The organism is Pseudomonadota bacterium (assembly GCA_022361155.1).
Classification (GTDB): Bacteria; Myxococcota_A; Polyangia; order Polyangiales; family JAKSBK01; genus JAKSBK01.
In genome coordinates, this window is sequence record JAKSBK010000596.1 from 1 (window position 1) to 2611 (window position 2611).

The window sequence follows — 2611 nt, forward strand, 5'->3', positions numbered from 1 at the left end:
CACCACACAGCTACGTCTCGAGACCGAGGAAGACGAAAGGGTCTGTGGTGGCCCGCTGTAACGCCCCTCGAGTGCTAGGGGTATTCCAAGCCCCTAGACGAATCCGATTGAGCGTTGCGGTACTTCTTGCCAGCGGCAGCGCCGCTTACGGATGCTGGGGACCCCATTGCCCGGAACCAGGATTGGACGGCGGAGAGCAGTTTCGTATCACTTTCGTTTCTGGCCTGCGGAATTGCCAGGAGATCTCTGAGGAACCGCTAGTCAGCTTTAGGCCGGGTGATTCCTTTGTGCTCACGGCAGGCAAGCCGACACCGCGTCTAGAATGCGACAGTCAGCACCCACCTTCTATGGGGGGCGGGCCCCAGGGTCCGAAACCAATACCGGTGCCTGCCGGCCTCAGCCCTTTTTTGAGTCAATGTGGTTTGGTGGGTGCTACTGCCCTGCGGTGCCTCGGGATGGATGCCGTCGGATGTCAGATCAGCTGGGAGGGTCGGCTCACCAGTTCCGAGACACCACGCTCATTCGCACTCGACCGTAGTACCACGGTGGTGGATGGAGTGAAGTATCTGGTCGAGCAGTGGTCCAGTTGTGACGGCTCTGGTCGGAGAACAGGCTGCCTCGAATGGGACGTGACCGTGGAACGGATCAAGTGACCATGTGTCACGTTGTCCGCAAGAGTGTCCTGAGCGCCTGAGAGTACGGAGGTCGCCGGGCTAACGGCTAGGGGGTGAACTTGCTGACGAAGATGTCGCGGTCACCAGCGCTCACGACGTTGCCGCCCCCAAAGTCCGCCGAATCGTTGAAATACCCGGTGAACACGATGTTGCCCGCGGCGTCCGCTGCGATGCCCCAGCCTTCGTCAACACCGATGCCCCCGAACCGCCTGCTCTTGATATGGGTGCTGTCGGCCGCAAACTTGGCAACATAGGTGTCTTCGGCTCCCGCGCTTGTCAGCTTACCGCCACCGAAAACCACCACGTCGCTAAGATGTCCAGTGAGCAGGGCGGTTCCCCGCCCGCCCGCCGCTACACTGGTGCCACGATCATTCCCGAAGCCTCCGAAGCGTTTGCTCCATAGGTGGAAACCGTTCGGAGTTAGCTCGACCAGGAATGCATCCGGTCCACCGGCGCTTGCGAGGCCACCACCTCCGAAATCCACTGTGCCGTGGAAGTGCCCCGTGAGCACGACGTTTCCCGCGCCGTCCGTCGTGATTCCACGTCCGAGGTCGCCTTGCGTGCCTCCAAAGCGTCTGCTCCACACATGACCGGCGTCCGAGCCGAGTTTGACGGCGAAGATGTCACTTCCGCCCGCACTCGTGAGGGGGCCGCCACCAAAGTCCACCGATTCTCGAAAACTCCCGGTGAGCAAGATGTTGCCAAGACCGTCTAGCGCCAGGTTCCACCCCGCGTCGGTAGCAGTACCTCCGAAGCGCGTGCTCCAAACAAGATGACCATCCGAACCGAATCTTGCCACGAAGATGTCACTTCCGCCCGCACTCGTGAGCGGTCCGCTCCCGAAATCCACTGTGCCAACAAAATGGCCCGTAAGTACGGCGCTGCCCGCAGTGTCCACTGCAACGCTCCAACCCTGGTCGCTCGAGGCATCACCAAAACGCTTACTCCAGAGGTGGCCGCCATCCGGAGAGAATTTGGCGACGAAGACATCCCGATCTCCGGCGCTCGTGAGCCTCCCGCCCCCAAAATCGACGCTGGTTCCAAACGCCCCGGTAACCAGGATATTGCCTGCAGCGTCCGTAGCAACGCTCCCGCCATAGTCGCTCTCACCCGTGCCCCCGAAACGTTTGCTCCACAAGTGCATGCCGTCGGGCGCGAACTTCGCCACAAGAATGCTGCGGCCGGGTCCTGTGAGAGGGCCACCACCGAAATCCACCGTGCCCGTGAAGTAGCCCGTCAGCACCACGTTGCCTGAGGGATCTACCGCCACGTCGATACCCACATCGCGACCCGTCCCTCCGAAGCGCCTGGCCCAGGGTCCGCTCACCATGCCCGTTCCCCCTAGGCCTGCCATCCCCGCCACGCCGCCGGTGGCACCTGCCCTGCCGCCCGTCCCTGCCGCGCTGCCCCCAGAGCCCGCCCAACCCGCCACGGAGCCTGCGCCGCCTGCAATACCGCCCGGGGTGTTCGACTTGAAGCCGCACCCAGCCAGTGCGAGCAACGCTGCTATCGATAAGACCCCTCGCCCCATCGTGCTTGGTAGAATGCCATCGCATCGTGAGCGAAGCAATCGACGCCAGAGCTGGATTGAACACGACACTACCAGGCCTCAAGCGCTTCAGGTCCGAACCGCTCTGCAACCGATGGTACCTCCCGTGAGCCCTGCAGTAGTCGCTCCGGAGCATCGCGCACCCAGACACCACGGTGACCGAACTTGACCCGAGGGCTTCATATCGACCGGGAGCGGGCGATTTTCGTATTGTGCCTTGCATTCGGTCTCACGGCGCCAACGGGCGCGCTCGGTCAAGAGCCGTGGAAGCGACGCTGGCTGAATCCCGAGATTCCCATCCACGTGGCAACCGCCCGGCTTCCAGCCGGCATGACCGCGACGGAGTTCATCGAAGCTGTCCGGGCAGCCGCAGGCCGTTGGAGCTTTC

Annotated in this window: 2 protein-coding genes; one reads left to right on the forward strand and one right to left on the reverse strand. The window is 62.7% G+C overall.

Annotation, left to right across the window (positions count from 1 at the left end; genetic code table 11):
- Window positions 1-720: 720 nt before the first annotated feature.
- Window positions 721-2205 (reverse strand): SBBP repeat-containing protein, encoded by a 1485-nt coding sequence (locus MJD61_22265; GenBank protein ID MCG8557984.1) that lies wholly within the window; start codon window positions 2203-2205, stop codon window positions 721-723.
- Window positions 2206-2388: 183 nt separating this feature from the next.
- Between MJD61_22265 and MJD61_22270 the strand changes: the two genes are divergently transcribed.
- Window positions 2389-2611 (forward strand): hypothetical protein (locus MJD61_22270; GenBank protein MCG8557985.1); only part of this gene is annotated, 223 nt, incomplete at its 3' end.